We start from the raw sequence: 25,980 nt of genomic DNA, 5'->3' as shown, positions 1-25,980 counted from the left end.
GAAAATCTGTTATAAAAAATAAAAGATGAGAAACAGGCAACCAAGATGACTCCTCCTAGTTTCTCACCAACTATGGTCTGTGAAATTAACTAATACAAAATAGATTAAAACAAAATTGGTACATTCGTAGGATATACTATATTTGCAAAATTCCATTTGTTATTAAGAATTGAATTCCTTGTACAAAGGCATCATCATCAATTGCACCTTCTGCCCACCAACCTGCATTGTTCTTTATCCATTCTGGAATTTCATTAGAACCTGAACCCTCACCTGAAGATGTAGCAGGTATTCGTAGAACGTTTTCTTTGATTAAAAATTGAATTCCTTGTACAAAGGCATCATCATCAATTGCACCTTCTGCCCACCATTCTGCATTGTTTTTGATCCATTCAGGGACAGCAGGTTTTGTATCTCCAACAGTTATTGATCCAATCATCCAAGGATGAAGGGTACAATAATAATCATATATTCCATTTTCTTCAAATTTGAAAGAGAATTTTTCACCAGCACCCATAACCCCACTATCAAATATACCAGAAGAACCTTCATCAGGAGTTCCAGATGTGACTGTATGAGCAGAACTATCATCATTATCCCATAATACAACTTGATTAGGCTCAATATTCAGACTAGAGGGGAGATAGCAAGAATCATCATTCTCACATCCAGGTAATGATGTTCCAATACCAATATCTACAAAGTGATCACCAATCAATTCTTCTTTTGGTTCAGTAACTTTGAATGAAAATTCTCCTGAAGTATCAAAGTTGTTTACATTGGAAATTCTTACAAGTACAGCACCAGTTTGTTCAAAGTTCACTTTGACAGAATCAGTTCCATCAGGTGCTTCCAATCCTTGTTTTGATTCTATAATTTTACCATTAAGAAATACATCTAGATCATAGACATTTTGTTGAATAATTACATTCGAAATAGGATCATGGAATTCTATATGCAATGTAACATCATTACCAGGATTGATTTTTCCTTTAGGCGATAGGGATAAATGAAATTTCCAGTCTTCTTCAGAAGATAATTGTATTACTTTATCACCATTCTCTAATGAAGCGTCACTTTTTTGAACATCTCTTAGTTTGCCTGATTGAATGCCAAAGATCATTTTATCATTTAATTCAGGAGGATTTTCATCAATCATTTTCAACAATTTTTTAGATGAAAGTAAAAAATGAATCACAATTTCTTCATCACCAGAACGATCTATTGTTCCAAAATAAGAAATATCATTTACAGTTAATAGAATTTCATGGTTTTCAAAAATATCTACTGTCTTTGGAATATAATATTCAGCATGAACAAATGGGATTGATTCGATAAAGTCTTCATTCCAATCAAATGGCATTTGAGCAGTAAGTTTTTTGTCTCTTTGATCATAGTGAAAGTTTTCTATTTTATCAAAATAAGTTGCAAACATCAAATCATGAGGTACATCATCAATGTCAATAGAAAATGGGATGAATTCTCCCATGGTAAACAAAATTTGAAATGGTGTTTCAGTTCCAGATACAGATTCATTTTCAATTGATAATAAAGTCATTTGAACATCAACTAGTCCCCCTCCCAAAAATACAGGAGCTTCAATGGATAACGGAAAATCATTTGAGGCTAGCCAGGCACCATTTTCTGCAGTTTCACCTGAAAAATTCACGTCAGAACTAGGTATGATTAACGTCCGAATTTTTTCATCAGGAGAATATACATCAAATTCTACAATCAGGTTTCCTTGTCCATCAAAGATCTCAACTTTATGTTCAGCACCTAAAACTACTTGTCCAGTATCATCATTAATTGTAGTAATATCAAAAGTAACATGTTCTTCATTTCCTTCTAAAATTGAAGGGTTTGTTTCTAATTGTACTTTGAAGTAATTTTGATTGATAAAAAGAATATCACTTTCCTCACTACCAGAACCTCCACCATGTGCTATTTGTGTAGATCCAAAAATCAAAAATAGAGAGAAAACCCCAAGAAATAATTTTTGATTCATGTCAATCAAAATATTGTAAATTATTTTAAGTTAACAAAAATTTTCAGACTTTGATTAATCCAGATGCCATCAAGAATTTGATTCCATTTGCAAATTCCACGTCAGTAAGATGACCTTCAGACCACCACATTGCATTGTTTCGTACCCACATTGGAATTGATGTTATGTTTGCGTCTTCATCAACAATTTCTTCTGCAGCAGATACACTAATAATATTTTCTTGAACTAAATACTCAATACCTTTTGCAAAGTCTGGATCATTGATTTGTCCATCAGACCACCACATTGCATTTTTCTTTACCCAATCTGGAATAGCAATGTCAGTTGAAACAGAAGTTATTGTAGGTTTTGACATATCAATGTCAGTTGAAACTGGGGTTACTGTAGGTCTTGGCGTTTCAACAAATATTTCTGAATCATCAGAAACCATGTGAACACCAGTATCAAGAACTAATGCTCTTGCGACTATTTCCATAGTATCAGCACTAGTATATGGTCGTGGTAATGTAATATCATTATATTCAATGTAAATTGTATCACCATTTGTAACTCTCAATTGATTTTGTTCTTGAGAAGAGTCTTCAGTAGTCATATAGAACTCTCCTGGAAGGTAATTGATATAGTGAGGATGTTCATATCCTACAAAGTAATTAGGAGTACTTCCTACTTCAAAGGAACCATGTCTAGGTACAACTTCTTCTAAAATTGCTTCAGGTGCAACTTGGAACGAGAAATTTACTTCCTGACCAGGTTGATCAAAGATGTTAGATACTACAATTTTAGCAGAGCCTCTCTCATCAAAGTGAATTGGCTCTATACCTTGTCCATCTACAGAATATCTATCATTTCTTGATTCAACTAATTCACCGTTTAGGTAAATGTCCATATCATATGATAATCCCATCTCATGGACATCAGTAAAGCCATCATGTACCATTAAGTTAAAGTCATAATCTTGATCAACACCAATAACACCACCTGGTTCAGTCCAGAGATATGTTTTCCATTCTCCATCAGGAGTGTATTTTGTCAATGAGCTTGCAGCTGGTTCGCTCAAGTGACGATCATATACTGCATTCTGAACCTTTGCATGGTCCATATCTTTTACAAATTGAACGCCAACAAAGATTCCTGCCTTATCTGAATCTGAATATACTTTAACATAATTTGTGAAAAATTCTCTGTGATGTTTCCACAAGTCAGTATCTCGAATGAAAAATGTGACTTTTTCATTTACATCATAGGTGTCTTTGTGGAATTCAGCTTGTCCTACTTGCCAAGTATAATATCCAGTTTTGTAAACATGTCGATCTTCATTATACTCCCAATCAACTGTTAATCGACCATCTTGTGTAGATGTTGCAATCATTACAGCTCTATCATGGGCTGAAATATTCAGCATGTCTGGATCCATAGTCATTCCAGGTGTTTTAACAGTAGTAAGGAAGGTATCATGAACAGTATAACGCATTGCACCTGTCAATTTTACAACTCCCATGAATACACCAGTATCAGGACCAGTCTCTGTAAACTCAACACCATTTACACGGTTAGCATCAGTGTAGACATCTATTGGATTTGTTGTAGTACCAATTTGTTCAATTTTATCATCATCTTCATTCCATCCTGGAGCATAAATCAAAACATTTACTCTATCAGTCCAGCCAATTCCTTCATATCTTTCATTACAATCTTGTAGTTTGAAAGTTTCGTTTGCACAGAATTTCATAATAATTCCTGCAGATTTTTGTACATTTGTAAAACCAGTATCAGCTAAGACGGGGGATATTGTAATTGTGGATGTTAAAATTACCATAAATGCAAAAATTGCCATTATGCCTATACTTTTTGCCATATGAAATGTAAAACCTTGTTTTGAATATAATGAGAATGGTTCATTCGATAAATGTACCATTAGATCTATTATTTTACCTCAATATTGCAGGAATGGAAATACTCATTCCATTTTGAATGACCTACAAATCTTTTTGATTCAAATTCCTGAAGATCGGTAAAAGTGGTACTAGTTTTTCCAACTACGTTACCTTTAGCATCCAAAAATGATATTGTGAGTTCTACTTGAGATCGTTTTAGATGATCATTATGATATTGACCTGAAATTGTTACTAGTCCAAAATCGTCACGTACACATGAAAAATTTTCTACTCCCTGAATTGCAGATTTTTCTGGTTCAATAGATTTTGGTACAGTTTGAATTGGATTAGAAAAATCTTGAAGAGTATTTTCTTGAATATCACCTTGAAGCACATCATATAGTTGAGAGTTTACATAATCATTTTTGTAAAAAGCAAGTTTTTTCAAAATTTCATTCATAAATCTAGTTGTAGGCTCGTTTTCATCTAAGATTAGATTAGAGGTGTCATAATTGTAGTGTTCATTATGTTGATCAAATATGATAACATGTATTATGAAATTTTCATAGATACACGATGTTAATGCACCTTCTGAAGTATAATTAAATAGACATTCAGAATTTTCATTTGGATTTCCACTAAGATATGCAGACTCGAACACTTTGTCTTTATTTTCAAAAGAGTTCCAATAGTTATCTAGATCATTTTTGTTGTTAAATTCAATTATTTGCATTGTCAATGTAGGTACCTTGAATTTGTAAAAAATTGGTTCGTATACTCTAGTAATATCATTAAATGTAATTCTAACAGAATCTACAACGCTCTCTTTTTCTTCAAATTCATATTCAGTTGAAAACAATCTCCACTTTGTTTCTTTTATAATATTCAAAATTTCTTTATCATCTAACAAATATTTTTCAAGACTAGATTGGAATGTTTCATCATTTGAGAAAATACTTTGTTCAGGATTGTATTCTAGATATCCAACTTCTCTCAAATAATGTATTGTTCTAAGAAATTGCAAGTCACTTATTTTTCCATCAATCCACCATTCTGCTCTGTCTTTAACCCAATATGGAATTAATTCAGAAGTTTTTTCTTCATATAATTCAGGAATATCCTGAATTACAGTTTTTGCAGTATTCTTTAGAATTTCTTGAGATTCTATTTCATCAGGCAAGATGTTTTTATCAAGTACATTTTGAACTAGTGCTAAAAATTCAGAATCAGAAATTTGCCCATCTATCCAGAGAGAAATGGACTGTCTTACCCAATCAGGAAATACACTTGCCTCAGAAGTATTGGCAAAAGCTGAACTTTGAAGTGAAATTGCAAGTAAGATAACAGCAATTGCAAATAATGAGCTGATTTTGAGATTCATCATATAGAAATCTCCTTTGAGAACTTTGATAGTGTATCTCTAAAGTCAGCATCACTGGAATCATATTTTGCATATTCTACACTTCCACAAAGCAACAACCAATCTCTTACCTTATCGTATGCATTTGATTTTGATTCATTAAGTACACTTAGTAATTCATGGTTTGTCATTTCTTTGTAAATTTCCATGTTTTGTGAATAGTAATATCGAATTGCTTGACTGAGTGTTTCAAATGCTTCTTTTCTTTGATTGTTCTCAAACAAACTCTGTGATTCACTTATCATTTGTTGAGTTAATTCTCTAAAGTCTGTTTGAGGCATTGACACTTGTAATAGTGGTTCTTCAGATTTTCTTTCAGATAATTTCTTGCGTAAGAGATATCCAAATACTGCTAATGCAACAAACACTGGAATAATCAAAAGCAATGAAATGTTTTCAATGTTTGATGTAGGTGCAGTTACTTGGAATGGATTAGTCTGTAGTGAATCACGTATGTGTCTTGTGTTTTCGAATTTTGGTTTTTCAAATTTGAAATTATCAAATATGTTTTCTGGTTCACTTGTAGGTGCAGAAACAGCAATACCAGTATCAGGTAATTTACCAGGTGGAAGTTGTTCGCCAGATAGTATACCATCAAATAGTTGCAAAGTCTGTTCTGAGAATGCATCATTCATTCGTTCTTGGATTTGTTCTTTAGTCAGCAATAGATAGTTTGGAGAATATTCTCTTAGATCAAATTCACCTTCACCACTACGCATGGCATCATCCATCATTTGTCTACCAAGTGTGAATTCTTTAGGAGTAAAGATATCATTTGGAATAGCTGCTAAATTATCCATACTGTATCCACGCTCAAGTACAAAAAGCTCCAAGTTTGAATTAGGGTTATAATCAAATGTTTGGCCTTTTATCAGATATTTACTATCACCAATTGGATCTAGTAAAGCTTCTGCAATTTCGATATATCCATCAGAGAATCTATCATAGTATCTAATTTTGTGCTCGAAACTTTCTTGCCTAAGATCTCGTTGTTCAATTAACATTCCATTTAGAATTTGACCTTCTTCTGAATCAATTGTAATTTTGTGATCCCCAACGGAATATTTGTTACCAGTAATGAATTTATCATAGATTGGTTTTGCAGGTTCTGCATTTTCAACTACAAGTTCTTCATAATTTGAAACTATTTCTGCTTCTTGTGTTGTAACACTTTCTTCTTCAAGTTGACCTTCAATTAACCAATCCATTTGAATTTCTGGTGATTCTGCAAATGCAGGATTTATAATTATCAAAGGCAATAAAAAGAAAATTCCAATAATTTTTTTGCTAAAAAATAATGAGTTATGCGACAATTCTGTACCTACCATAAATTATGTAAGCATCAATTAACAATAATCCAATTGCAGCAGCTATAAACCAATCTCTTATTGTAGAATATTCTATTTCATAAGCAAGATTAGAGCTGAGATTTACAAAAATTTCACTTAGTGTTTGCTCATCAAGTGATTTGTAATAATTTCCAGAAGTTTGTTGTGCAATGATTACAAGTGTTTCTTCATCCAATTCTGCATATTGTGGTTCACCATAGATATCATCTCGTAAAAATACAGGTTCAACTGAACCTAATCCAATTGTATGAATCTGAACATCATTGATTTTTGCATATTCTGTTGCTTCTTCTGGTGTTACTAATCCAGAATTATGTACTCCATCACTAAGTAAGATCACTACACCTTTCTTGTCAGGAATTGATGAAGCCATATCTACTCCAAGTGCAAGTCCATCTCCAATGGCAGTAGCACCTAGTCCTTGCTCTATTGATGAAATTGCATTAACTGATTTTTCCTTATCAGGTGTAAGATAAGAAACAGTTGTGGCTCCTGATTCAAAGAGTACAACGCCTACATTGTGTTGAGGCCCCATTTTCTGAATCAGATTATTTATGGCGTTTTTTGCAGCATCCAGGCGTGTTGGCTCATAATCTGTGGCGGCCATACTTTCAGAACCATCTAAAACTATGCTCAAATTGATGCCATTTTCAACAGATAACGTTGGAATTTGAGGATTTGCGAGTCCCACTATTGCCAATCCAAGAATACCCATCATTAAAACAAATGGCAAATGTTTTCGCAGAAAGTTTTTGCCCATGACAGATTTTTTTACAATTTTTAATGAACTAAATTTCATGATTGAATCTTTTTTCTCAGAATTGTATTTTGAATAAAGAACATACAATCCAGGAATTATCAAAAGCAAAAGTAGTGCATAAAGATATTCAAAATGAATTTCCATTTACTTTCTCCTTCTAGAATGAATATAGCGATTAAATGTAATATCAAATGGTTCTTCATTTGAAAGATTCAAAAAATCAACTCCCAGTTTCTTTATTTCATATTCATTTTCTTCTCTTGTTTTCTTGATTAAATTAGAATACTCTTCTTGAAATTTTTTATCAGAAGTATTCACCAGGATTTGTTCTCCAGATTCTGCATCCTCTAAATATACATGACCAATTTGAGGAATCTCTGTTTCACGAATATCCGAGATATTTACTAAAACAATTTGATGTTTTAATTTTAGATATTGTAATGGTTTTACAAATGAATCTGACATAAAATCTGAAACAACAAATACAACACTTCGGCGTTTTAGATTTTTTTGTAGTTCTGATAATGATCTAAAGATATCTGTTTGTGTACTTTTTGGAGTATACTTTAATAATTTTTTTAAAATTTCCATCATGTGTTTTTTACCTTTTTTTGCAGGAACAAACTGTTCTAGAGAATCTGTAAAAAGTCCCAATCCAACTCTGTCGTTATTTTTTAATGCAGAAAACATCAATGAAGCTGTTACCTCAAATCCAAGTTCTTTTTTACTTTTCACAAAACCAAAATCATTACTTGCAGACATGTCCATTACAACATAGACGTTAAGCTCTTTTTCTTCAACAAACTCTTTTACAAAAAGATCATTGTATCTGGCTGAAACATTCCAATCCACTCTTCGTGCATCGTCACCTGCAGCATATTCTCTGACTTCAGAAAACTCAATGCCTCCACCTCTAAATCTGGACCGATAGGCACCAGATTCCATGCCTTCAACTAGATTTTTGGTCTTGATATCCAGGTTTTTTACCTGTTTCAAGAGTTCTGTGAGTTCTGTCATGGCCTAAACCTAAGGCGGATTGATTTTTTCTAAAACAAAGTCAATTACCTTATCAGAGGTAATTCCATTTGCTTCTGCTTCAAATGTCAAAATTATTCTATGTCTGAGAACCTCATGTGCAACAGCTTTAACATCCTCTGGAATAATGAAGCCTCTTCCATTAAGCATAGCATTTGCTTTTGCAGTTCTCATTAACCAAATTGATGCTCTAGGAGATGCTCCAAATTCTATCATGTTTTCTAAATCTAGATCATAGTCTTTTGGAGTTCGCGTTGCATTTACAATATCTGCAATGTATTCTGTAACTACTTTATCAGCATAAATTTTCTCATTGAATTTTTGAATTTCTAAAATTTCTTCAGGGCTGATAATTGTTTTTACTTTATCTTCTTGTTCAGATGAATTCTTTTCAATGATTTCAAGTTCTTCTTGTTTTGAAGGGTAATCAATTAAAATTTTCAAAGCAAATCTATCAACTTGTGCCTCAGGAAGTTTGTATGTTCCCTCATTTTCAATTGGGTTTTGTGTTGCAAGAACTAAAAATGGTTTTTTTAATTCAAATGTATCTCCATGAATACTGACAGTTCTTTCTTGCATTGCTTCTAATAATGCTGATTGAACTTTTGGTGGGGCACGATTAATTTCATCAGCAAGTACAAAATTATGAAATATTGGACCTTTTTGTGTTACAAAAGATCCTGAAGCATTTTTGTAAATTTTTGTTCCCAAAATATCTGCTGGAAGCAAATCTGGTGTAAATTGAATTCTAACATGATCAACATTGAAAATTTGCGCCATTGTCTTTACCATCAATGTCTTTGCCAGACCAGGAACACTCTCCAAAAGTACATGTCCATCAGAAATTATTGAAATGAGAATTTCCTGTAAAGCATCTTGTTGACCAATCACAACTTTGTGAGATTCATCAAAAACTGCTTTTAGTTTATCAGCATATTTTTGAGATTGCTCACTTAGCTTTTTGATATCTTCATTTGATACCGAATAGTTTACGTGATTCTCTCTAAGTGCCATGTCGTAGAATGCCGTTTTCTGGATAAATATCAGACTGGTTCATTCGAAAGATGTACCAGTATATCATAGGCATCAGTAAGTATAGACTGTGGCTTTCTCAATTACTTCTACACAATGGTCATCTGAATAGGTGAATCCATATTCATCAGTGGCCTTTGGCATTGTACAATCATCATATTGAACATAGATTGTATCTCCATTTGAAACACGTAATGATTTTCCTACAGTTTCTTCAGTATTCATAGTGAAACTAAAGGGATGTTTAAACTTGTAATTCTGTCCTGTTTGAATTACAACTCCTGATCTATCAGTATCAGAATATACTTTAAAGTTCAAATCAAATTCTTTTTCAGCTACTTTGTACATGTCTCTATCATAGAATGTAAACTCTACGGTATCATCTACATGATATTGTTCTTGTGAAAAGTTTAGTTCACCTACATTCCAATGAAAGTTAATACTTTTTGTAACAACTTTTACAGGATCATCTTGATATTGCCAAGATAGTGTAACAGAGCCTTCTCTACCTGCTTCAATTTTTCCATATTCATCAATTGGAGAGTTTGAACATTTTGTTGATCCAAACTTTGTATCTACAATTCCATCTCCATTTACATCATGATCATGTCCGCTTAATTTTACACGACCAACAAATAAACCAGTGTCAGCTCCTGTTTCATCAAATCCATTACATATTCCAAGATCTTGATGAGGGTGATTATCTGAACGTGAACTTAATAGTAATTTATCTGCCTCTGTACCTCCAATAGACTCAACTTTATCAGGATCTTCATTCCAACCTGGTGCGTATATCAAAAAGTTTACTTTTCCAAACCATCCATAGTCATCATAGGTTTGTGTTTGATAACATTTCTGAAGAGTTATTGCATTCTTTTCAAATCCACATGCAAAGATTACAGGTTTTGCGTCAACTTTACGTACAGATGTAAATCCATTACTATCAGCAAGAGAAGTTGGTTCTGAATCTAATTTCATTGAGAATTTTACGTCCTGATCAGAATGATTAATGTCAGACAGAATGAAGGAAATTACGCCTGAATCCTGAAAATTGAATTTTTTAGAAAATAGGCTTGAATCAAACTCTTTTGTGAGAGTATTGATAGATTTTCCGTTTTGAGTGAGTTCTAGATTAAAGGAATTATTACTAATTAGAGTATCAGTTTGGGCATCTTTTACTTGAAAGACAAAGGAATAGTCGATGTTAGGTTTAATTTCACCAGAGGGAGACCACTTCATTTCAATTTTGTATTGGCCATTTGCAGTGTATTTTGACAAAATACCATCCTCCATAGATGCATAGGATGATTCCAGAGTTGGGGAATATGCAAAAATCAATACAAAAACAGCTGTTAGTGATAATAAAGAATATTTTCTAAAGCTGTTTTTGGATTGATTTTCTAGGGGAATCAATACATGTGGTACAACTGCCAAACATATGAGATGCGATTATATTTTTTACATAACAAACAGATGTTTTATTGTACTCGTAAATCACTGTAAACTATATAGATCAAATTACAATAATTTCTCGTTGAACTAAATTCTCAATTATGTTTAAGAATTGTTCATCAGTAATTTTTTCTTGATACCACCAAGTTGCAGGAATTTGTACCCATTGAGGAATCTTCCATTGAGATTCAGAAACTACTTCACGTGTTGGAACAGATAGAATTTGTTTTTCAAAAAGAAAATCAATTCCTTCTAAAAATTCTGAATCAGAAATTTGTTGAGTTGCCCACCAATCTGCATTTTGTTTTATCCAAACAGGAATTGTAGGAAGCTCAGGAGGTAATCCTTTATCAAAGCCTGAAATCGTCAAAACACCTTGAGATTGAGGCCCAACTGTAAATGCAACGTGCCAGAATCCCATATCATCAATACTTTGGATAAATTCTATAGGCTCATCATTAAGCGTAACAGAAAATTTTTCATTTCCAGAAATTGGAGCAAATTCAAAATTTGCATATGTCTCTAGTGGATAACTATTGTATCCTCGAATTGTCATGGTTGTTCCAGATTCATCAAACTTTGCAGCAGAGTACCATGCACCTGAATCATATCTAAAATCAAAATCTCCACCATTTTTCTTTGTAGTTACAGGAATTACAGTAGTATCAACTGGTGCAAAACAACTATAGTAAAAAACATCTTCAGTTATGGAAGGATCAGGATACATTGTAAAATCTAAAATTTCTCCAGGCTCGATTTTTTCAATGTACTCTATATTTTGAGTGATATCTAAGACCTTTTCATAACCATGAACCACTGCAAAAATTTTTGGAAAATGGATTGTTTCACTTCCTGTGTTTTGAATTTTTCCTGAGATATGACCATCTTCATGTTTGATTAGTGTTTTATCATAAATAATTTGAATTGGAATTTCATGAGTAATTGTTTTTTCAAAAGTTAATTCAGGGTTAGCTAGAATTGGAGTATTTGATTTTATTTCAGGGAATTTTATCTTAAATGGAATTTCAGTTCCAGCAGCTAACGGAACATGCTTAATTGTTTTTGAAATTGTTTGGGAATTCTCAATTACAGATACAGTAATTGTAGGAATTACTGCAAAATTATTTTCATTTTTTACATTACCAACTACAGTATAGATTCCATTTGAATCAAAATAACCCAGATACTCATGTAAGGGAACAAAAACTTCAGCAGAAGCTAGACTAGGAGCAAATAAAATAATTGAGAAAAGACCTAGTAACAGAAGAGTTTGCGGCGGATACACTCTAGAAAGAGTTAATGATATCTTCGAATCCAGAAGTTGGTTTTTCAAGTAGGCTTGGTCTATAGTCTTCAACTAGTTTATCTATCAAGTCTCTGACTTTAATATGATATCTTTTTTTGAGTTGAACAACTTTGGTTTCTACTAGTCCGTCATCTACTAGTTGTGACAAATACAATGATACGGTTGATGGGGATTTGTTTACATCCTTAACTAATTGAGAAAACTCTAAACCATCTTCTTTGACTAGTGCAAGTAACAAATCACGTGGAGTTTGTTTTCTTAATGCTTTGATAACAATTGATTCGTCTTCAGTAATTTGTGGAGGATAGAATCTAGCTTGTCGTGGGCCACGATCAGCTTTGATAACTCCATTTCTTTCTAATTTATCTAGATAATGACTTAGAACCCCATTTTTTAATCCAGAAGAACGCATGATTTCACGGAATTGGATACCTGGGTTTTTTTCAATAATTTCTTGAATTTGTGAATCTCTATCAGTCATTTCTAAACACTCCTAACGCTAATAGTCCCAATGTAACAAACGTCAATAAATGTCCTACTTCTGAAATTGACATTATATCAAAATCAAACACGTTTGGCCATGTGGCATCAACTAGCAATACAACTTCTGCTCCAATAAAATTGGCAAATGCAATTGCACTAAGCAAGAGTCGTTTTGTTCTTAATTTGTAATACGCAAATACTGCAAGAACTGTAATGAATACGGCCAAAGAGATTCCTCCAACGTGCAAAATAATGTGTGCTAAATGATATCCATGGAATAGATGAGGAATGATAATTGGTAAAGCTAGAATTGCAACTACTCCTGTAACTACAATTGAAAATAATGTAGACTTTTTTTCAACTATTCTTTCAGGCCTAAACAAAGTAGTGTAATTTTCTTAATTATTCATTTAAACCGACTGGTTCAATTCTCGAATAGATAGCGATCAAACACGAATGATTCCCTTTTGAATCAAATATTCCAATCCTTGAACAAAGGTGTTATCATCAATTTGTTCTGCAGCCCACCATGCTGCATTGTTTCTAATCCATGAGGGAATTTCTTGAGATGAAGAATCTTCTTGTTGTGTTGGTGGAATTAAGATAATTTTGTTTTTGATGAGATACTCAATTCCTTGAACAAATGTATTATCATCAATTTGTTCTTCAGACCACCACAGTGCATTATTTCGAATCCAATCAGGAATTGCAATTTCTTTTTGAGAGATAACTCTGTCAATTACAATTGGAATTGTTGTTCTTGCAAGATCATTATTATCTAAATTATTAAAATTCAGATTGACAATTCCTGTAACATCTTGTGGAATCACAAACTCTGCTACGTTATGTTCTTCTCTTGAATCAGTACTTGTTCCACTTTGCTGATAAATGACTTTGTTATTTTGTGTAACAGAGAATTCATAATTTGTTGAAACAGGTTTGTTTTTCAAGAAAACATCAGTAACATCAAATAATATTTTTGCATCATCATCAGATTGCAGATTTTCAGGTTCCCATGATGCAAGAATTCTAAATTGTCCATTTTCAGTAACTGAACTCATGTGAGGATAATCTCTATTAGGAGTAATTAGAAAATTCATACCATTTTCATTTGAGCCATTTTCAAGAACTTTGAGTAATTCTTGTTGATATATGATAAAATGAACTACACGACCATCAGAAAAGAAATCATCTATTGTAGATATGTCTTCAGAGAGTTGCACTCCATTAATGTACATAGTAAATCCAGACACAAGCATATCACCAAAGGTTTTTGGAATAACTAGTTCTTCATGAACAACTGATGTTTGGTTGATGTTTGTATGACTCCATTCAAAAGGCATAGAGTAGCTTATTTCTTTTGAAGCAGGATCATATTCAAAATCAGAGATTTCATCATAGTAAGTAATTACATCAAATTTTTGTTCTCCAAAGTTTGGATCAACAAAATCATGTCTAGAGGTTTGAGCAATAGAAATTCCTGCATTGAATACTAGTGGCTCATCAAGTGTTTTTGAATAGCCATCAGCAGTAAGTATGGTGATATCAAATTTGTACAATCCACCCTCACTGAGTTTTGGACCCTTCACATGAATCAGTCTACTATCTAGTCCTAGTAATGAACCAAAGATGTTAGCACCAGTTTCTTCTTCGATGATAATAGAATCAGTTTCTTCTGAAACAAAATTGAATACTAGAAAACCATTATCTGCCTTGAATTCTTGTTCAAAGAGAAATTGGTTTCCTTTCTCAGATTTTATGTGAAATGTAACATCACGTAAGGTAATTTTTGAATCAAAATCAATGAAAGAAATAGAGATTTGTTGATCATCATCTGCTTCAGGATCACTTTGTGATGAAGAAACTTCTACAGTTACTTGTTTTCCATCAAGATTTACAGGAGGAAATGTTTCACTGCCAACTCCGTGACCAAACACACTATCAAAAGTAAATACAAACAACAATGGAAGTAAAAGTAATAGGAATAGATTTTTCAAATTATGTCCACTTGTTTGGATCTTTTTTACGGATTTCTTTTCCATCAATTGTAACAGAGTCTTTTTCCTCAAAGATAGTATGCCATTTTCCATTGCTAGGGAAAATTTTGTTCATCTCTTCAACTTTTTCACTAGTTGGAGCTTTGTTCATCAATGCACCCCATCTCATGTTAGGAACTTTTGGCATGACGTCATTGATGTCTTTCATTACATTATCACCTTACTGAATTTATTTAAAAACCTATGATTGAACTTTCATGATTCCTTCTTTAATCAAGAATTGAATTCCTTGAATGAAAGAGTCATCATCGATTGCACCTTCTGCCCACCAACCTGCATTGTTCTTAATCCATGCAGGAATTTCATTAGAACCTGTACCTTCACCTTGAGATGTTGGAGGGATTTGTAGAATGTCTTCTTCGACTAGATATTGAATCCCTTGTACAAATGAACCATCATCTATCTGTCCATCAGCCCACCACTCGGCATTGTTCTTAATCCAAGAGGGGATGGCTGCAGGTGGTTGTGCTTGTGGTTCTGTAGTCGTTCCTAAGCTAGGTCCAAGTTCAATTATTGCTGAACCAATTCCTGCATAAGTCTCATCATATACTAATCCAGTGCCCAAAGCTCTAACATCAATTCGGTATACTCCTTGTGATGGAACATAGATTTTCTTTACATCAATTCCTTCAGTGGCAACAATACCTGGTATTTGTGGGTCATCTCCCAAAAATGTCTCTAGGACTTCATCATTTTCATCAATAAATGATACAACATATCTCATATCTCGAATAAGTTCTCTATTTTCATCAAAGAATGTAATTTCAAATGGAATTTCATCACCTGCACCATAACTTCCATCCCATGAGATGTTTACAGTAGTTGGAACAGGTTCATAGTTTGCAGTATCTACTAGATAAAATTCAGTGGATTGTTTTTCAACTGCACTAAGTGGGACTAGTTTCAAATCCATTTGTTTATTATCGTAATTTGATTCACCTAATGTTTCGTTAATTCTTTGTAATTCTTGGTTAGTAATTAGGAAATGAACAATGTTAGTATCATCATATGAATATGGGTCATTTAGTAATGCTCTTTGATCAACCTCTATACCATTAACATATCCTTTGAATTGTTTACCTTCTGCATATGGTGCAAATGTTTTTGGAACTCTAACTTCTTCATGAACTACTTGAACCAAATCGACATAATCTGGACTCCAGTCAAATGGCATGTCAAACGAAATTGAATTATCTGATTGATCAAATTGGAAGTTACTAACCTCGTCGTAGTATGTTTTGACTACAACAGGAATGTCTGCATTAGCAGTTTGAACCATAAAGTTTTGATCTTGTGCAATGCTAACAAAAGTATCATAGCTTAACAACTCTGCCACTATTGATTTTGGACTAGTTGCAGCTTCAATATCAACACGAATTTGGTATAATCCACCTTCTAAGAAAATTGGACCTGTAATTCCCGGTCTTGCACACATATCCAGATTATCATCATTACATTCTGTACCCTGTACAAATAGAGCACCAGGAGCGCTAACATGTTCTGAACCATAATAGACAGTGCATTGATGAAGATTTTCTTCAGTACAATCAGCTTTTGGCGTTAGTTTTACATCTAGTCGTCCATCCAAATCATAAAACAAGTTTCTTGCCAAAAGTTCACCGCTATGCCAGACTTCTACTCTATAGGTTACTTTGTCAAGATTGGTATCAGTCAAAGTATCAAAGAAACGAATCTGCATGTTTGCATTGTTAATTTCACCCACAGTAATATCAGATGGACTTAGTTGAGTACTAACAGTTACTTCCATATCACCAAATGATATTGGAGGAGCTTGATCCCCACCAAGACCATGTCCAAAGACATCAGGAATTAATGCAGGTATTGTGAAAATTCCGATAATTGTGATGAATAAAGCAAACTTATGGTACAATGATAGAATTGTGTCAATTCCATATTTAAAGCTGGCAGAGTATTTCTATGCGTGATATTTTTTTTTAAGAATTGGGGTATGATTTTTATTTATTATTCAAAAACATCCAGTATGAAATTTCTGTTTGCATTACTTCTTGTTCCACTTTTAATGGTTCCAGCATTTGCTGAAACTCAAACATTACCTACAGACAAGAATACCTTGGATGTAAAATTAACATATGATCCAATTGAACCAGGTGTTCAAACTAAAATTAACATAGATTTCATAAATCCGCAAACTCAAAAAGTTCAAGAACATATTGACTATACAGTAGCTGTTTCAAAAGATGGTGAAACTGTGTTTGGACCAATTCCACTAACACATACTTCTCTTGGCTCTGTGAAAATTCCAATAGAGTTTAACCTTGGCGAAGGAATGTATTCAATGGACTTTGAGGTTGAAGGAATATTATTCCAACCAATTCCAAGAGAAACTGTATCTTTTGATATTCAAGTAGGTGAAGCAAATGCACAACCAATTACACCACCAGAAGAAAACAACGGTGAAGGTAATGGCGATAACGGTAGTGAAAACGGCGGATGCTTAATTGCAACTGCAACATTTGGTTCAGAACTTGCACCACAAGTACAACAATTAAGAGAACTTAGAGACAATACTGTTCTTAAAACAAATTCAGGAATTGCATTTATGACAACTTTTAATCAATTCTATTATTCATTCTCACCTGCTGTTGCAGACTTTGAAAGAGAGCAACCATTATTCAAAGAAGTTATGAAAGTAACACTTACTCCAATGTTATCATCACTATCAATACTAAATCATGTAGATATTGATTCAGAGCAAGAGATGTTGGGTTATGGCATCTCTATAGTACTCCTAAATCTTGGAATGTATGTTGGAATTCCTGTAGTTGGAATTGTAAAATTATATCAATTTAGAAAAAACTAGATTCTATATCTGAAAATTCCAGTGAGGTTTTTATGTATCTGGCCGAGTAAACTGGTTAATGAAGACTATAGCAATTTGCTCTTTCTTCGTACTATTTGCAATGGTAGCTGGATTAGTTGCAACAACACCAGCTGCATATGCAGATCATTCAGAAGTCACAATCGTACCAGCAGATGGATCTGGTGCACCAGGTTGTGAAGAAACCGCAGATGGATGTTACATTCCAACCACTGCAACAGTTGATGTTGGTGGTGTTGTAATCATGTCAAACACTGACACTGCAGCACACACATACACTTCAGGAAATCCAAGTGATGGACCAGATGGTATCTTTGATACCAGCTTGCTTATGGCAGGAAGTTCATTTGAATGGAGTCCAGATACTGTAGGTGAATATCCTTACTTCTGTATGGTTCATCCTTGGATGATAGGTACAATCATAGTACAAGAAGTCGGAGCTGCTGAAGATGATCATGGTGATGATCATGGTGATGAAATGATGATGATGCCAGAAGGTGATGCAACCGCAACAGGTATGCTATCTGATGGTACAATGGTTTCAATTTGGGCTTCAGCACCAACTGCAGGTGAAGCAATGGAAATCTCCATTGAGTTCGCAGATGCAGAACATGTTAACCACGACATAATGGTTACACAAGACGGTGAAGAAGTACTAAACGATGAAGGCGCACATCATCATGAAGGCACAGGTATGCACACAACAGCACCACTAAGTTCTTCTGACCCAGTAGACATTACTATTACCTTCCAAGGTTATGGTATTGACGAAAAGACAGGACCAATTGGTGAAGAAGTAGTATTTACAAACGTTGTCCCAGAATTTGGTACAATCGCAATGATGATACTAGCTGTTGCAATCATAAGCATCGTAGCAGTCACTGCAAAATCTAGAGTAATTCCAAGATTTTAGGAATCCTCTTTTTCTATTTTCTTTTTACTAAAGCAATTATCGCTAAGATTATAGCTGCACCGGCAATGGATAATCCAAATATTGCAAAGTCATATGCTGCACCACCATCAGAAGTTACTTCCACCTCACCAGACTTTAGTTTAGAAACATCTTGCTGCAATGAGGAGATTGCATTCTTTAGAGCAGCAACGTCAGCAGCGCCTTCACTACTTGAAGGTGGGAAATCCAAGACCGCGGTAGGCTCTACATCTTCAATTGGAATTTTAATATCAACAGGAATACCTCGAATTTCTCCTTTGAGTTCTACTTGATAAGTTCCAGTTTTAGTTGGGATAATTGGTGAAAAATAGTATCCAGGTCTAGGATCAGAGTTTATATCAATTTTCTTTGTTGCACCACCAAACATTACAGTCGTATCAACACCCTTGAATGCACTAGTAATTCCTGAATACGTGCCTTCATTTTCTCCACGTTCTATAATTTTGAAAACAATATCATTTCTAATACCTACAATTGGAGGTTCAATTCCCCAACCTGCTTCAATTTCATATTGCTCAACATGAACAGTAGTGTGTGCAAATGATGGTGCTATCATTCCAAAAGAGAATAATAAACCAATAATACCAAAAACTGCGATTTTCACTACTATCATTTTACAATTACACGTTATTATCTTTACGTGAATTGGTACAAAATTCGAATCTGTGAAAACTGTTTAAATTATCAATGTTGCCCTGAAGAGTAAATGCAAAAATTTCTAATTGTTTTGTTAATGATGTCATTTATTTCAATTCCATTTGCAGCAGCCCATCCATATACTGAAGAAACTATTCCAAGTCTAACATCTAATTCTCCAGCTGGAACATCTGAAGTAATTGTGTATTTTTCAGAAGCAATTGACATTAACTTTAGTTCACTCAAAGTATTTGACACAAATGGAAATCAGATAGACAATAAAGATACAGCTTACTATGAAGGAGAATTATCTCTCATTGTTACAACACCACCATTAGAAGATGGAGTTTATACTGTTTCAACTAAAGTTCTCTCTAAAGTAGATGGACATCTTGTTCCTGGTGCATTCTTGTTTGCAGTTGGTGATGTTGTAATTGATCCTTCACTTCTTGGTGTAGAGCAACCATCTGAACTCATATTTTTGCCTGAAGCTGGTGCAAGATTTCCAGGACTAGTAGGTCAAACAATTGTGTTAGGAGCAGTAATTGCATCTCTCATAATTTGGGGCACACAAAATAAACAATCCATAAGAGAAGAATTAGAAAAGATTCAATCTATCCACCATAGAAAGTTCATGTCAGTTACAGGGATTGGACTTGTTCTGGTTTTTATTTCAGATATTTTGATGATTGCAGTTCAAACAATCAGATTAGAAACATCGCCAATTGATGCAATACAAACTGATTTTGGTAATATTTGGTTAATCAGAATGATAGTAACAATAATCCTATTAGGAATTTGGTTTGGAGTTGACAGGAAGAAGAAACTATCAAAGAAAAGTCAAATTGCAATGTTGGCAGTATCACTTGTACTAATATCTACAACAAGTCTAATTGGACACGGTGCAGCCAGTGGACAAACAACTCCACTAGTATTAGATTACATACATAATTTGGTTGCAGCAGTGTGGATTGGAGGAATTTTCTATTTTGTTTTTACACTACTTCCAACATTTTCACAACTAAAAGAATCAAGTAGAGAAAAGATGAGTCTAGTACTCATTCCTAGATTCTCTATTGCATTCATCATTGCAGTTGGAATCGTAATCATTACAGGGCCAACATTGATGTGGTTCTTAGAAAGCGATGTAGGAATGATTACTGAATCAGTTTATGGTCAATTAATCATAATCAAAATAGCAATTGCAGCAGTAATGGTGGGATTAGGGTGGTTTTTCCAATTCAAAGTACAAAAAAATGCTGAAAAAGAATTTTCATCAGGAAAAATTTCTGTACACAAAAAACTAAAGAGAACACTCAAAGTAGATGCTGCATTAGGAATCATACTTTTGGGAGTAGTGGCATTGCTTGCAAATGGAACATTGCCAGCAGGAGAAATCCAAAAAGTTGACGCACAGGAAAGTATCTACGGATTCAAAACTATTGAATTTACAGAGAACACAAAATTTGATATCGATATTTCGCCATTTTCAAGCGGCTCAAACACTATTCTAGTCAAAGTTAGCGACTTTGAAGGAAATCCACTCTATGATTCAGACCAGCTTAAAGTCAAGGTATCAAATCCATCAAAGAACATCTCACCAATAGAAGTTCCAATGGAAATTATCAAACAGGATGAAAATAGGCCAATAGAATTCCAAGGAGAGATGACATTTGGATTTTCAGGAGAATGGTTAGTTGAAGTGGAAGCACAAAGAACTGAGAATGCAAATGAATCAAAACTATTGAATTTACTAGTAAAACCAAAACTAACAAACATTCAAACACAAATTATTGAATACGAAATACCTGAAGAATCAAAACCACTCTTCCCATTGTATGATGGACGAGATACACTTTGGATAAGCGATGGATTAACTCCACGTTTGTGGGAATTTTCACTTGAAACTCAAGAATTTACATCACATTCATTTGATGGAGTAAATACTACATTTCTTACTCAAGACAAAGACGGTAAAATTTGGTTTGTAGACAAGCCTAGAAACCAAATTGGATTCTTAGATCCTCAAACAAAAGAGATTACAACAAAAACACTTCCAAAATTTGATCCTGTTATTTTTGACAACTTTCCACTTTTCATAAAAGCAGACTTTGATGGAAACATTTGGATAGCAATTTTTAACAAAGATAGAATTGTAAAATACATACCAGAAAGTGATGAATTTGAAGAGATCATTCTACCAGGAAAAGAAAACTTCCCATATGCTTTAGAACTTGATGTAGATGGAAATGTGTGGTTTACAACAACTGGTGCAGGAAACATTGGATACATTGATCCAAAAGATAACAGCATTACTCAATTTTCAAATGATCCTCCACTACTAGGACCAGAAGCATTACTCTTTGATGATGAAGGAAATGTGTGGATAGCAGAGCATACAGGCTTGGCAATTACCAGATTTAATCCAGTTTTAGAGACATTTGAAAGAATTACTGTGCCTAATAATGAAGCACTGCCATTTGGCATGACATTTGATAGATATGGAAATGTGTGGTTTGCGCAACACACCATAGACAGTATCGGTGCATATGATCCTGACAACAATAATTTGATTGAGGTTCCAGTTCCATCAGAAACATCCTTTGTGCAATTTATGACATCAGATGATGATAACAATGTCTGGTTTGTAGAACAACAAACAGGAAAAATTGGAACAATAAAGATGACAGAGATTCCAGTTATTGCATCACAAGTTCAATCATCAGGAGGATTTGAGTTAAAGTATACAGAACTTGCATCACCATTAGTTGCGTTAGGAATTCTTGCTACATCTTTGTTTTATGTGAAGAGCATTAAAGACAAAAGAAGACTAAACGATTTGATTAATTCTTAGAAAGCAAACCAGCAGATTTTATTCCCATAGTACCTGCAAGTAATGCAATTGAAATTAAAACAATTGTTCCTGCAGGAGTAATATCAAAGATATACGAAATGAAAATTCCTGCAACAACAGAAAATACTGAAAAACTAACAGAAATCAATGCAGTTTTTTTGAATCCTTTACCATACATTATTGCTGAAACGTTTGGAATTACAAACAATGCTGAAATTAACAAGACACCAACTAGTTGAATCGACGTAACAACAGTAATTCCAGCCATAAACACGATTAGATAATTAATTTTTTCAACTGGAATTCCACTAACTTTGGCTTGTTCTTCATTAAAAGTAGAATAAATTAGCTGTCTAAACAGTAATGTAATTACAGTCAGAATTCCAACTGTCAAGAACAAAACGAGAATAGTATCATCAACACTTACCAGCAGTATGCTTCCAAACAGAAAACTAAAGATATCAAGCGTAAATCCTCCTGATAATCCAATAATTACGAGTCCAACTGCTATTCCTGAGGACAAAAGCACGGCTACAGAGGCATCCCCAGATATGTTGAATCGGTCTTTAATTTTGGTAATAACTAATGCACTGACAATTGAAACAATGTAGGCTGTCCAAAGTGGGTAAACTCCTGCAAGCAAACCAACGGCAACACCACCAAAAGAAGCATGTGCAATTGCATCTCCAAATAATGAATATCTTCTTAGAACAAGAAACAAACCAACAACAGAACAAAGAATTGCAATGGCAATGCCAGAAATTAATGCTCTATGCATGAATCCGTATGTTAGAATTTCAAAAGACATGATTAATGATGATGCATGTGTTCCTGCATTGAAGCTTCAGAGTATTGTTTGACAAGATCATCGTTTGAAAAGAAATCTTCAGATTCTCCATGAAAGAACAGTGTACGGTTTAGACAAGCTACATGATTTGCTAACTGATTAACAGCATCAAGATCATGAGATGACCAGATAATTGTAATATTTTGTTTAGAATTTAATTCTCGTAATATGCTATAAAATAATTCAATACTTTGTTGATCAATTCCCGTCACAGGTTCATCAAGAATCATTAATTTTGGTTTGTGAACCAAAGCTTTTGCGATAAAGACTCTTTGTTGTTGGCCACCAGATAATTCACCGATTCTTCTATCACCTAATTCATGGATCCATAACTGTTGTAGAATCTCATCAATTCTGTCGGCATCAGATTTACTTTGTAATCCCATTCGAACTACATCTTTTACAGTAACAGGAAAATTTTTTTCAAAAATTGGTTTTTGTGGAACGTATCCAATTTGTTTTAGATAGTTTTTTGATTGTTTGATATCTTTGCCAAAAAACTTGATTGTTCCTTCATAGTCAGTATGAAGACCTAACATTGCAGCAAACAATGTAGATTTTCCTGCACCATTTGGACCAATGATTCCTAGAAAATCCCCTTCATTGACTTCAAAACTTACATTATCAAGTGCTTTAACATCAGGATACTTTACAGTAAGATCTTTGATTTCTACTACTTTCAAATCAATACTCCTGTGATATTCTTCAGTGTGTTCACGCTCAAGTAATGCACGAATTATTAATAAATTTATAAAATTATAATAATTTTAACTACTAAACTTATAAGATAATTAATAACATTAGATGTATGCCAATTGTTTCAATTTCATTAAATGACGAGATTCTCTCTGAGCTAGACAAGTTACAATCAACAATGGGGTTCTCTGGAAGGTCAGAGGCAATTAGAGCAGGAATTAGAGCATTTGTTACAGAAGAAAAACAAAAGTCAGATTTATCTGGCAATATTCATGCAATTCTTTTGGTAGTACACAATGATGAATATGATCATGTTGTTTCAGGTATAACTCATAATTTTGAAGATCTCATTACAACTCATCTTCACAGTAAAATTGAGAAAGAAAAATGCATGGAGCTTTTTGTAATTGATGGAGATGCAGAAAAAGTTTCAATTATGACAAAAGATTTTCAGACAAATAAAAACATGGATACAGTCAAACTGGTAGCTATTTGACAAAAAGTATACAATTTATTTTTTCTCAAGCCACGCTTTTTGTTTATGATCAGTAATCCACTGTTCTGCCATAGGAAGTAGATTATCAACATCAATATTGATTGATTTTAGAGTTATTGCAAAATTGTTGTTATGAGTAGATGAAGAGTCATTTATTTCGATTCTAAGCTCATTTGCAATTTTTTCATCTTTATCAGATTTTTTTATTTTCAAATTATCACCTTTGTTACAATCCATCCCAGCATTATGCTACAGCCGTCCGTTTTGTAATGGCTTTTTCTGGCTCTACATGAAGTTCTTGTCCATGTTCACCGGACTTGAATGAAATTCTTGCACCTTTCTCAAAATGATATGTCTCAAGATGTTGATGGCCTGCAAACACTAACAATTTTGCTTCAGGTTTGATTGCAAGCCAAGTCAAATTATTGTTAACAAGTCCTAGAATCTTCCAATCTCCAGGTTTTGGAATGTGAGTTGTCAAGAGCACTCTAATGCAATTTTGAGATTATCAACATTTGATCTCATTTTATCAAAGTATGTTGTGTTGGGACTATCTCCTTCTGCAAGTGACTCTAATGGGCTAAACAGTAGAATGTCACCACCCAATTCGGATGCCAACCTTTCAGATAGTTTAGGATTTCTATTTTCTTCTGTAAAGAAATACTTGATGTCATTATCTTCAGCAAAGTGAATTAATTCTTCAATGTCCTTTGCAGTTACAGGAGATTCAGGACTGAATTCCTGTATTACTGCAAGGGTGTGAAGGTTGTATCTCTCTGCAAAATACGAAAATGCATTATGGAATGGTACAAACGTATCTTTATTGCAGGTGGATAATTGCGTTCTAATTTCTTGATCCAGTGTGTCTAATTGGTCAGAATAAGATTTAGCATTGCTAAGATACACTTCTGAATTTTCAGGATCAGATTCAGCCATGTGGAAAGCGATATTCATTACCTGTTTTTTTGCCAATAACGGATCAAGCCAAACGTGTGGATCATAAACATGATCAAGTTCATGTTCATCTTCATGTACATCCTCATGTTCTTCATCATGTACATCTTCACCAGATACTAAATGGTGGATTTTCTCTATTCCTTCTGGACCTTCCATGTGTCCATCTTCAATTTCATGTAGTAACATTTCAATATTTTCAATCGTACCTTCACCATGTCCATGTCCATCACCTTCATGTTCACTCAAAATTTGTTTAATGGATTCAATAGTTTGTGATTCAGTAATGTGACCATGTTCAAATTCTTCTATTGTGTGTGCAATTTCTTCTAAAAATTCTTCAGTATGCTCATCGTGTTCTTCATCTCCACCATGAGAACCATGATCATGTTTTTCGCCTTCAAGAAAAGTTATTCCTTCTGAAGAATCAACTAGTATAAGATGTGAAAAATCAGGAGCTGATTTGATTTCATCTATGTATGGTTCAAAATCAACACCATTGTAAACTAGCATATCTGCTTTTGATAGATCAACAATTGTTTTTGGTCCCAACTCAAATGCATGTGGATCACCATTTGTAGGAATGAGTGTCTTAACTTCTGCAGTATCTCCTGCAATGTTTTGAGTAAATTGATGCAATGGGAAAAATGTTGTATAAACTAGAAATTTGTCTTCAATTAAAGTAACTTCATTTTGTGATTCAGTTGAAATCACTTCATTTTGTGATTCACCTACTGTCAGAAATACAGCAATAATTACTGCTGCTGCAATTCCACCTCCAATTGCTGCAATTTGTGAACCTTTCATGCCTGAAATGCTTTAATTGTTATTAATAAACCTGTAAATTCTTAATAACTATCTATATTCTAAACTCAGATAATTATTAAAAATTATTAAGATGTTTAATAA

24 protein-coding genes are annotated in these 25,980 nt (G+C 33.7%); 4 read left to right on the top strand and 20 right to left on the bottom strand.

Features of this window, described 5'->3' with window-relative positions; translation table 11 throughout:
* Positions 1 to 136 precede the first annotated feature (136 nt).
* From ACQY22_RS04055 to ACQY22_RS03990, 14 genes are all read right to left on the bottom strand, one after another.
* Complete coding sequence (locus ACQY22_RS04055; protein ID WP_428325257.1) at positions 137 to 2,008, bottom strand: cupredoxin domain-containing protein; 1,872 nt, start codon at positions 2,006 to 2,008, stop codon at positions 137 to 139.
* Positions 2,009 to 2,051: 43 nt separating this feature from the next.
* Positions 2,052 to 3,863, bottom strand: a complete 1,812-nt coding sequence (locus tag ACQY22_RS04050) for a hypothetical protein (RefSeq protein WP_428325256.1) — start codon at positions 3,861 to 3,863, stop codon at positions 2,052 to 2,054.
* A gap of 68 nt (positions 3,864 to 3,931) precedes the next feature.
* Entirely contained in the window at positions 3,932 to 5,266 is a 1,335-nt protein-coding gene (locus tag ACQY22_RS04045) for an FxLYD domain-containing protein (RefSeq protein ID WP_428325255.1), read from the bottom strand.
* The gene (locus tag ACQY22_RS04040) at positions 5,263 to 6,630 is read right to left on the bottom strand and encodes a hypothetical protein (RefSeq protein ID WP_428325254.1); all 1,368 of its coding nucleotides are present in this window, start codon (positions 6,628 to 6,630) and stop codon (positions 5,263 to 5,265) included. Before ACQY22_RS04040 ends, ACQY22_RS04045 begins: the two co-directional genes overlap by 4 nt.
* A complete protein-coding gene (locus ACQY22_RS04035; RefSeq protein ID WP_428325253.1) occupies positions 6,605 to 7,555 on the bottom strand; it encodes a vWA domain-containing protein in 951 nt (316 codons plus the stop codon). Before ACQY22_RS04035 ends, ACQY22_RS04040 begins: the two co-directional genes overlap by 26 nt.
* A complete protein-coding gene (locus ACQY22_RS04030) occupies positions 7,556 to 8,428 on the bottom strand; it encodes a DUF58 domain-containing protein (RefSeq protein ID WP_428325252.1) in 873 nt (290 codons plus the stop codon).
* 9 nt (positions 8,429 to 8,437) lie between these two features.
* Positions 8,438 to 9,460 (bottom strand): AAA family ATPase, encoded by a 1,023-nt coding sequence (locus ACQY22_RS04025; RefSeq protein ID WP_428325251.1) that lies wholly within the window; start codon positions 9,458 to 9,460, stop codon positions 8,438 to 8,440.
* 72 nt (positions 9,461 to 9,532) lie between these two features.
* On the bottom strand, positions 9,533 to 10,912 hold the full coding sequence (locus ACQY22_RS04020; protein WP_428325250.1) for a hypothetical protein: 1,380 nt from the start codon (positions 10,910 to 10,912) through the stop codon (positions 9,533 to 9,535).
* A gap of 79 nt (positions 10,913 to 10,991) precedes the next feature.
* Positions 10,992 to 12,215, bottom strand: coding sequence for a peptidase (locus ACQY22_RS04015; protein ID WP_428325249.1), 1,224 nt, complete (start codon positions 12,213 to 12,215; stop codon positions 10,992 to 10,994).
* 1 nt (position 12,216) lies between these two features.
* Positions 12,217 to 12,717, bottom strand: a complete 501-nt coding sequence (locus tag ACQY22_RS04010; RefSeq protein WP_428325248.1) for a winged helix-turn-helix transcriptional regulator — start codon at positions 12,715 to 12,717, stop codon at positions 12,217 to 12,219.
* Positions 12,710 to 13,102, bottom strand: a complete 393-nt coding sequence (locus ACQY22_RS04005) for a hypothetical protein (protein WP_428325247.1) — start codon at positions 13,100 to 13,102, stop codon at positions 12,710 to 12,712. The genes ACQY22_RS04010 and ACQY22_RS04005 overlap by 8 nt, the downstream gene beginning before the upstream one ends.
* A gap of 63 nt (positions 13,103 to 13,165) precedes the next feature.
* A complete protein-coding gene (locus ACQY22_RS04000) occupies positions 13,166 to 14,761 on the bottom strand; it encodes a peptidase (protein WP_428325246.1) in 1,596 nt (531 codons plus the stop codon).
* The gene (locus tag ACQY22_RS03995) at positions 14,718 to 14,924 is read right to left on the bottom strand and encodes a hypothetical protein (RefSeq protein WP_428325245.1); all 207 of its coding nucleotides are present in this window, start codon (positions 14,922 to 14,924) and stop codon (positions 14,718 to 14,720) included. The genes ACQY22_RS04000 and ACQY22_RS03995 overlap by 44 nt, the downstream gene beginning before the upstream one ends.
* Positions 14,925 to 14,957: 33 nt before the next feature.
* Positions 14,958 to 16,667 carry a peptidase gene (locus ACQY22_RS03990; RefSeq protein WP_428325244.1) on the bottom strand — a complete coding sequence of 570 codons (1,710 nt, stop codon included), beginning with the start codon at positions 16,665 to 16,667 and terminating at the stop codon, positions 14,958 to 14,960.
* A 111-nt stretch (positions 16,668 to 16,778) separates the two neighbouring features.
* Between ACQY22_RS03990 and ACQY22_RS03985 the strand changes: the two genes are divergently transcribed.
* Together ACQY22_RS03985 and ACQY22_RS03980 are read left to right on the top strand one after the other, a co-directional pair.
* The gene (locus ACQY22_RS03985; RefSeq protein WP_428325243.1) at positions 16,779 to 17,618 is read left to right on the top strand and encodes a CFI-box-CTERM domain-containing protein; all 840 of its coding nucleotides are present in this window, start codon (positions 16,779 to 16,781) and stop codon (positions 17,616 to 17,618) included.
* A 58-nt stretch (positions 17,619 to 17,676) separates the two neighbouring features.
* Complete coding sequence (locus ACQY22_RS03980; RefSeq protein WP_428325242.1) at positions 17,677 to 18,549, top strand: PEFG-CTERM sorting domain-containing protein; 873 nt, start codon at positions 17,677 to 17,679, stop codon at positions 18,547 to 18,549.
* A 13-nt stretch (positions 18,550 to 18,562) separates the two neighbouring features.
* Here the strand turns inward: ACQY22_RS03980 and ACQY22_RS03975 are convergent, their stop codons facing one another.
* Complete coding sequence (locus ACQY22_RS03975) at positions 18,563 to 19,201, bottom strand: hypothetical protein (RefSeq protein WP_428325241.1); 639 nt, start codon at positions 19,199 to 19,201, stop codon at positions 18,563 to 18,565.
* Positions 19,202 to 19,294: 93 nt separating this feature from the next.
* Here ACQY22_RS03975 and ACQY22_RS03970 point away from each other — a divergent pair, with 93 nt between their 5' ends.
* A complete protein-coding gene (locus tag ACQY22_RS03970) occupies positions 19,295 to 22,078 on the top strand; it encodes a virginiamycin B lyase family protein (RefSeq protein WP_428325240.1) in 2,784 nt (927 codons plus the stop codon).
* On the opposite strand, the gene ACQY22_RS03965 is transcribed toward ACQY22_RS03970, so the two are convergent.
* Both ACQY22_RS03965 and ACQY22_RS03960 read right to left on the bottom strand, forming a co-directional pair.
* A complete protein-coding gene (locus ACQY22_RS03965) occupies positions 22,068 to 22,856 on the bottom strand; it encodes a metal ABC transporter permease (RefSeq protein WP_428325517.1) in 789 nt (262 codons plus the stop codon). The two genes, ACQY22_RS03970 and ACQY22_RS03965, sit on opposite strands and share 11 nt — an antisense overlap.
* Positions 22,857 to 22,888: 32 nt before the next feature.
* Complete coding sequence (locus ACQY22_RS03960) at positions 22,889 to 23,608, bottom strand: metal ABC transporter ATP-binding protein (protein WP_428325239.1); 720 nt, start codon at positions 23,606 to 23,608, stop codon at positions 22,889 to 22,891.
* A gap of 125 nt (positions 23,609 to 23,733) precedes the next feature.
* Between ACQY22_RS03960 and ACQY22_RS03955 the strand changes: the two genes are divergently transcribed.
* Positions 23,734 to 24,117: a CopG family ribbon-helix-helix protein gene (locus ACQY22_RS03955; RefSeq protein WP_428325238.1), complete on the top strand. Its 384-nt coding sequence runs from the start codon at positions 23,734 to 23,736 to the stop codon at positions 24,115 to 24,117.
* Between the two features lie 15 nt (positions 24,118 to 24,132).
* Here the strand turns inward: ACQY22_RS03955 and ACQY22_RS03950 are convergent, their stop codons facing one another.
* From ACQY22_RS03950 to ACQY22_RS03940, 3 genes are read right to left on the bottom strand one after another with little or no spacing between them, the layout of a single operon-like run.
* Complete coding sequence (locus ACQY22_RS03950; RefSeq protein WP_428325237.1) at positions 24,133 to 24,330, bottom strand: hypothetical protein; 198 nt, start codon at positions 24,328 to 24,330, stop codon at positions 24,133 to 24,135.
* Between the two features lie 31 nt (positions 24,331 to 24,361).
* Positions 24,362 to 24,598 (bottom strand): hypothetical protein, encoded by a 237-nt coding sequence (locus ACQY22_RS03945; protein ID WP_428325236.1) that lies wholly within the window; start codon positions 24,596 to 24,598, stop codon positions 24,362 to 24,364.
* The gene (locus ACQY22_RS03940) at positions 24,595 to 25,878 is read right to left on the bottom strand and encodes a metal ABC transporter solute-binding protein, Zn/Mn family (RefSeq protein WP_428325235.1); all 1,284 of its coding nucleotides are present in this window, start codon (positions 25,876 to 25,878) and stop codon (positions 24,595 to 24,597) included. The genes ACQY22_RS03945 and ACQY22_RS03940 overlap by 4 nt, the downstream gene beginning before the upstream one ends.
* Between the last annotated feature and the right edge of the window lie 102 nt (positions 25,879 to 25,980).

The sequence above is a fragment of the Candidatus Nitrosopumilus sp. genome (assembly GCF_965263415.1).
GTDB lineage: Archaea > Thermoproteota > Nitrososphaeria > Nitrososphaerales > Nitrosopumilaceae > Nitrosopumilus.
The sequence above is the reverse complement of the archived record's forward strand: the minus strand, read 5'-3'. Positions and strand labels throughout refer to the sequence as shown.

Coding starts and splice junctions, on each gene's coding strand:
- ACQY22_RS03965 (WP_428325517.1), bottom strand. CDS start 22,856: ATGCATAGAGCATTAATTTCTGGCATTGCCATTGCAATTCTTTGTTCT.
- ACQY22_RS04025 (WP_428325251.1), bottom strand. CDS start 9,460: ATGGCACTTAGAGAGAATCACGTAAACTATTCGGTATCAAATGAAGAT.
- ACQY22_RS04035 (WP_428325253.1), bottom strand. CDS start 7,555: ATGGAAATTCATTTTGAATATCTTTATGCACTACTTTTGCTTTTGATA.
- ACQY22_RS03995 (WP_428325245.1), bottom strand. CDS start 14,924: ATGAAAGACATCAATGACGTCATGCCAAAAGTTCCTAACATGAGATGG.
- ACQY22_RS04030 (WP_428325252.1), bottom strand. CDS start 8,428: ATGACAGAACTCACAGAACTCTTGAAACAGGTAAAAAACCTGGATATC.
- ACQY22_RS03970 (WP_428325240.1), top strand. CDS start 19,295: ATGCAAAAATTTCTAATTGTTTTGTTAATGATGTCATTTATTTCAATT.
- ACQY22_RS04050 (WP_428325256.1), bottom strand. CDS start 3,863: ATGGCAAAAAGTATAGGCATAATGGCAATTTTTGCATTTATGGTAATT.
- ACQY22_RS04000 (WP_428325246.1), bottom strand. CDS start 14,761: ATGGAAAAGAAATCCGTAAAAAAGATCCAAACAAGTGGACATAATTTG.
- ACQY22_RS04010 (WP_428325248.1), bottom strand. CDS start 12,717: ATGACTGATAGAGATTCACAAATTCAAGAAATTATTGAAAAAAACCCA.
- ACQY22_RS04040 (WP_428325254.1), bottom strand. CDS start 6,630: ATGGTAGGTACAGAATTGTCGCATAACTCATTATTTTTTAGCAAAAAA.
- ACQY22_RS03955 (WP_428325238.1), top strand. CDS start 23,734: ATGCCAATTGTTTCAATTTCATTAAATGACGAGATTCTCTCTGAGCTA.
- ACQY22_RS04055 (WP_428325257.1), bottom strand. CDS start 2,008: ATGAATCAAAAATTATTTCTTGGGGTTTTCTCTCTATTTTTGATTTTT.
- ACQY22_RS03980 (WP_428325242.1), top strand. CDS start 17,677: ATGAAGACTATAGCAATTTGCTCTTTCTTCGTACTATTTGCAATGGTA.
- ACQY22_RS03985 (WP_428325243.1), top strand. CDS start 16,779: ATGAAATTTCTGTTTGCATTACTTCTTGTTCCACTTTTAATGGTTCCA.
- ACQY22_RS03940 (WP_428325235.1), bottom strand. CDS start 25,878: ATGAAAGGTTCACAAATTGCAGCAATTGGAGGTGGAATTGCAGCAGCA.
- ACQY22_RS04045 (WP_428325255.1), bottom strand. CDS start 5,266: ATGATGAATCTCAAAATCAGCTCATTATTTGCAATTGCTGTTATCTTA.
- ACQY22_RS03975 (WP_428325241.1), bottom strand. CDS start 19,201: ATGATAGTAGTGAAAATCGCAGTTTTTGGTATTATTGGTTTATTATTC.